This window comes from Kitasatospora sp. NPDC059571, from assembly GCF_042735675.1.
Classification (GTDB): domain Bacteria; phylum Actinomycetota; class Actinomycetes; order Streptomycetales; family Streptomycetaceae; genus Kitasatospora.
Genome location: NZ_JBHWBW010000377.1, coordinates 1 through 5483 on the forward strand (window position 1 = coordinate 1; position 5483 = coordinate 5483).

Genomic DNA, 5483 nt, shown 5'->3' on the forward strand with positions numbered 1-5483 from the left:
GCAGCGGGCGCGCTGCGGGGCGGCCCCGCGCCGGGGGCGGGCTGCGTGGGCGTGGGGCGGGGGCGGTGTGGGGGCTCCCCTCTGGCCGGGGGGGGGCGCCCCCCCCCCCCCCGGCCCGGGGCTCAGTGCACGCCGAGCCACGCCTTGATCGGGGTGAGGGCGAAGTAGACGACGAAGACGCCGGTGAGGATCCACATCAGCGGGCCGGGCTCGCGCCACTTGCCGGTGCCGGCCTTGATCACGGTGTACGAGATGACGCCCGCGGCGACACCGGCGGTGATGCTGTAGGTGAACGGCATCAGGACGCAGGTGAGGAAGGCCGGGATGGCGACCTCGCGGTCGGACCAGTCGATGTGCCGGGCCTGGCTCATCATCATCGAGCCGATGACCACCAGGGCGGCGGCGGCGACCTGGACGGGCACCACGGCGGCGACCGGCGAGAAGAAGAGCATCAGGGCGAACACGCCGCCGGTGACCGTGGAGGCCAGGCCGGTACGGGCGCCGTCGCCGACGCCGGTGGCGGACTCCACGAAGACGGTCTGGCCGGACGCGCCGGCGACACCGCCGATGGCACCGCCCGCACCGTCGATGAACAGCGCCTTGGACAGGCCCGGCATGCGTCCCTGCTTGTCGGCGAGGCCCGCCTCGGTGCCGACGCCGATGATGGTGGCCATCGCGTCGAAGAAGCCGGCCAGGACGAGGGTGAAGACCGCGACGGAGGCGCTGATCGCACCCAGGCCGTGGCTGCCGAAGGCGCCGAACAGGTCGACGTCGCCGAACAGGCCGAAGTCGGGGGCGGAGACCGGGCTGCCGGGCCACACCGGGGCGGAGCCGCCCCAGTCCTTGGCGGTGAGGCCGGCCACCTGGTTGACGATCATGGCGACCACGGTGCCGCCGGCGATGCCGATCAGGATTGCGCCGCGGACGTTGCGGGCCATCAGCACGAAGATCGCCAGGAGGGTGACGCAGAAGATCAGGACGGGCCAGCCGGCGAGTTCGCCGAAGGGGCCCAGCGACAGCGGGGTGGGGCCGCCGGTGTGCACGAAGCCGGCCTTGTACAGGCCGATGATGGAGACGAACAGGCCGATGCCGATGGTGATCGCGTGCTTGAGCGGCAGCGGGATGCCGTTCATGATCTTCTCGCGGAGTCCGGAGACCACCAGCAGCACGATCAGCAGGCCGTAGATCACGCAGAGGCCGAACGCCTGTGGCCAGGTGGTGTGCGGCACCACCAGGGCGGAGATCGCGCCGGAGACCGAGAGGCCGGCCGCCACCGCGAGCGGCACGTTGCCGATCACGCCCATCAGGATCGTGGTGATTGCGGCGGCCAGCGCGGTCGCCGTGGTGAGCTGGGCGTGGTCCAGCTTCAGGCCGTTGACGTCCGCCCCGCTCAGGATGATCGGGTTGAGCAGGACGATGTAGGCCATCGCCATGAACGTGGTGAGACCGCCGCGCAGCTCGTTGCCGAGGGTGGAGCCCCGGGCCGAGATCTTGAAGTAGGCGTCCAGTGCGTTCCGTGGGGGTGCCGCCGACGGCGTGTGGGAGTCGTCGGTGACGGGTCTGTCTTCAGTGGTGCCGGGCTCCGTGGGGATCCTGGTCATGTCCACTCCCAAGGTTCAAAGGGGATTGGGGTGGGCGAGCCGACCTGGTGGCCAGACGAGAGCTGGGTGCAGGGGGACTGTTCGACTCACGGGGTGCACCCTCCGGCCGTGGCAGGAGGAGGGTGGTGCGTACCGCTGCAGATCCCCGGCGTGGGAGAGGCAGCGGGTGGTGCACAGCTGTCCTTCGTGTGGAGCGGCCCCGGGGCGGCGGGGAAGACGTGTCGCCGCCCCGGGGTGGTCTGGCAGGTGGCTAGAGCGTCCCGGTGAGGTGCTCCGGCCGGACCGGCACCCGGTTGAGGGCGAGGCCGGTGGCTTGGCGGATCGCCGCGACGATCGAGGGGGTGGCGGAGACGGTGGGGGCCTCGCCCACGCCGCGAAGGCCGTACGGGGCGTTCGGGTCGGGGCGCTCCAGCACGTCCACCGGGATCGGCGGGGTGTCCAGGATGGTGGGGATGAGGTAGTCGGTGAAGGAGGCGTTGCGGACCTTGCCGTCCTTGACGACGATCTCCTCCATGACGGCGAGGCCGAGCGCCTGGGTGCAGCCGCCCTGGATCTGGCCGACCACGGAGAGCGGGTTCAGCGCCTTGCCGACGTCCTGGGCGGCGGTCAGCTCGACCACCTTGACCAGGCCGAGCTCGACGTCCACGTCGACCACCGCGCGGTTGGCGCAGAAGGTGTACTGGACGTGGCCGAAGCCCTGACCGGTCTCCTTGTCGAACGGCACGGTCGGCCGGTGGTGGTGCTCGCGGGTGAGGTCGATCGCCTCGTCCCCGAGCAGGTCCACCATGGAGACCAGCACGCCCGCCGACTCGGAGACGACCTTGCCGCCGACCAGCGTGATGTCCCGGTGCTCCCAGCCGTAGCGGCGCCGGCCCTTCTCGATCAGCGCCTGCTTGACCGCCTCGGCGGCCAGCTTCACCGCACCGCCGGTCATGTACGTCTGGCGGGAGGCGGAGGTGGAGCCGGCCGAGCCGACCTCGGTGTTGGCCGGGTGGATGGTGACCTGCTCGACGCCCAGCTCGGTGCGGGCGATCTGGGCGTGCACGGTGACGCCGCCCTGGCCGACCTCGGCCATCGCGGTGTGCACCATGGCGACCGGCTCGCCGCCGATGACCTCCAGGCGGACCCGGGCGGTGGAGTAGTCGTCGAAGCCCTCGGAGAAGCCGACGTTCTTGATGCCGACCGAGTAGCCGATGCCGCGGACGATGCCCTCGCCGTGCGAGGTGTTGGAGAGCGCGCCCGGCAGGGTGCGCACGTCCAGGTGCTCCAGGTCCAGCGGGGGCGGCAGCGGCATGTCCTTGACCCGCTGCAGCAGCTCGGCGACCGGGGCCGGCGAGTCGATCTGCTGCCCGGTGGGCATGAAGTCGCCCTCGGCCATGGCGTTCAGCTGGCGCAGCTCCACCGGGTCCATGCCCAGCTCGGCGGCGAGCTTGTCCATCTGGGACTCGTAGCCGAAGCAGGCCTGCACCGCGCCGAAGCCGCGCATCGCGCCGCAGCTCGGGTTGTTGGAGTAGAGGGCGATCGCCTCCATCCGCACGTTCGGGATCACGTACGGGCCGTGGCCGAGCGAGGCGGCGTTGCCGACGACGGCGGGGGAGGCGGAGGCGTACGCGCCGCCGTCCAGCACGATCCGGCAGTCGGCGAAGACCAGCTTGCCGTCGCGGGTGGCGCCGTGCTCGTAGGTCATCTTCGCCGGGTGCCGGTGCACGTGGCCGAAGAAGGACTCGTCGCGGGCGTAGACGATCTTGACCGGCTTGCCGGTGTGCAGCGCCAGCAGGCAGGCGTGGATCTGCATCGACAGGTCCTCGCGGCCGCCGAACGCGCCGCCGACGCCGGCCAGCGTGAGCCGGACCTTCTCCTCCGGCAGGGCCAGCACCGGGGCCATCTGCTGGCGGTCCACGTGCAGCCACTGGGTGGCGATGTAGAGGTCGACACCGCCGTCCTCGGAGGGCACCGCGAGGCCGGACTCCGGGCCGAGGAAGGCCTGGTCCTGCATGCCGACCTCGTAGCTGCCCTTGACGATGACGTCCGCCATCGCCCGCACCTCGTCGGTCACGCCGAGGCCGGAGACCAGCTTCTGGCTGTGGCAGATGTTGCCGGAGCCGTGCGACTTGTACTCGTGCGGCTCGTGGACGTACCCGTGCACCTCCGGGGCGAGGCACTGCTCCTCGGTGGTGATCGGGGTGAGCACCTCGTACTCGACCTTGATCTTCTTCACCGCGCGGCGGGCCGTCTCCGGGTGGTCGGCCGCGACCAGCGCGATCGCCTCACCGTGGTAGCGGACCTTGTCGATGGCCAGCGCCGGCTGGTCCTGGATCTCCAGGCCGTAGTACTTGGTGCCGGGGATGTCGTTGTGCGTGAGCACGGCGTACACGCCGGGCACCTTGAGCGCCTCGGAGATGTCCACCGAGAGGATGTTCGCGCGGGGGTGCGGCGAGCGCAGCGCCATACCCCAGAGCATGTCCTCGTGCCACAGGTCGGACGAGTACGCGAACTCGCCCTTGACCTTCAGGTTGCCGTCCGGCCGCAGCGGGGAGCCGCCGATGCCGTCCTTGCTCGCCTGGCGGATGTCCTGCAGGTTCTTCTGGCCCTGGATCGTACGAGTACTCATTCGGAGGCCGCCCTCTCGCACGTGCGGGCGGAGGCGAGCCGCACCGCGTCCATGATCTTCTCGTACCCGGTGCAACGGCACAGGTTGCCCGACAGCGCCTCGCGGATGTCGGTGTCGCTGGGCTGCGGGTCGCGCTCCAGCAGGGCGTCGGTCTGCACCAGCAGACCGGGGGTGCAGAAGCCGCACTGGACGGCGCCGGCGTCGATGAACGCCTGCTGGACCAGGCCCAGCTCGCCGTCCTCGTCCGCCAGGCCCTCGACGGTGCGCACCTCGCGGTCCTGGACCTGGCCGGCCGCGACCAGACAGGAGCAGACCGGGGTGCCGTCGAGGTAGACCGTGCAGGAGCCGCACTCGCCCTGCTCGCAGGCGTTCTTGGAGCCCGGCAGACCGACCCGCTCGCGCAGCACGTACAGGAGGCTCTCGCCCTCCCAGACGTCGTCCGCCTCGACGGGCTTGCCGTTGGCGGTGAAAGTGACCCTCATGCCGCGCTCCTGATCTGCTTGCTGTAGTCGTTCCACGTCCAGGTCAGCGTGCGGCGGGCCATCACGGCCAGCGCGTGCCTGCGGTAGTCGGCGCTGCCGCGGACGTCGTCGATCGGGGAGGCCGCGGCGCGCACCAGCTCGCCGAAGCGCTGGATCACCTCGGTGCCCAGCAGGTCGCCGGACTCCCACAGGCCGCGCTCGGCGAGCACGCCCTGCAGGTACTGCTCCGCCTCGACGGCGCGGCGCGGGGTGGGGGCGGCCGAGCCGATGCCGGTGCCGACGGTGCCGTTCTTGGGGTGCAGGGCGAAGCCGAACGCGCAGACCGCGATCACCATCGCGTTGCGGGTGCCGATCTTCGAGAACTGCTGCGGGCCGTCCGCCACCGGGATGTGCACGGCGCGGATCAGCTCGTCGGCCTCCAGGCTGTTGCGCTTGACGCCGGTGTAGAAGTCGTCGATCGCGATCAGCCGGGTGCCGCGCACCGACTCGGCCTCCACGAACACGTCCCGGCCGGCCGCGAGCAGCGCCGGGTGCGAGTCGCCGGCCGGCGAGGCGGCGCCCAGGTTGCCGCCCACCGAGCCGCGGTTGCGGATCTGCGGGGACCCCACGGTGTGCGCGGCCAGGGCCAGGCCGGGCAGCGGACCGGACAGCTCGTCGATGATGCGGGCGTAGGGGACTGCGGCACCCAGCCGGACGACGGCGCCCTCGTTTGACCAATGGGTGTGGTCGGGGAAGCCGTTGAGGTGGAGTATCGCGGTTTGGCGGTGGACGTGGTACTTAAAATAGTCC

General features: G+C 71.2%; 3 protein-coding genes and 1 pseudogene. All 4 read right to left on the reverse strand.

Translation table 11 applies throughout. The features are described 5' to 3' along the window. Positions 1–122: 122 nt before the first annotated feature. Positions 123–1601, reverse strand: a complete 1479-nt coding sequence (locus ACFV0G_RS30100; RefSeq protein WP_380554886.1) for an NCS2 family permease — start codon at positions 1599–1601, stop codon at positions 123–125. A gap of 250 nt (positions 1602–1851) precedes the next feature. Continuing rightward, positions 1852–4212 carry a xanthine dehydrogenase subunit D gene (pucD, locus tag ACFV0G_RS30105; RefSeq protein WP_380554888.1) on the reverse strand — a complete coding sequence of 787 codons (2361 nt, stop codon included), beginning with the start codon at positions 4210–4212 and terminating at the stop codon, positions 1852–1854. Beyond that, positions 4209–4694 carry a (2Fe-2S)-binding protein gene (locus ACFV0G_RS30110; protein ID WP_380554890.1) on the reverse strand — a complete coding sequence of 162 codons (486 nt, stop codon included), beginning with the start codon at positions 4692–4694 and terminating at the stop codon, positions 4209–4211. Before ACFV0G_RS30110 ends, pucD begins: the two co-directional genes overlap by 4 nt. Next, a pseudogene (locus ACFV0G_RS30115) lies at positions 4691–5412 on the reverse strand (FAD binding domain-containing protein); the annotation flags it as partial. The gene ACFV0G_RS30110 and the pseudogene ACFV0G_RS30115, both read right to left, overlap by 4 nt. Positions 5413–5483 lie beyond the last annotated feature (71 nt).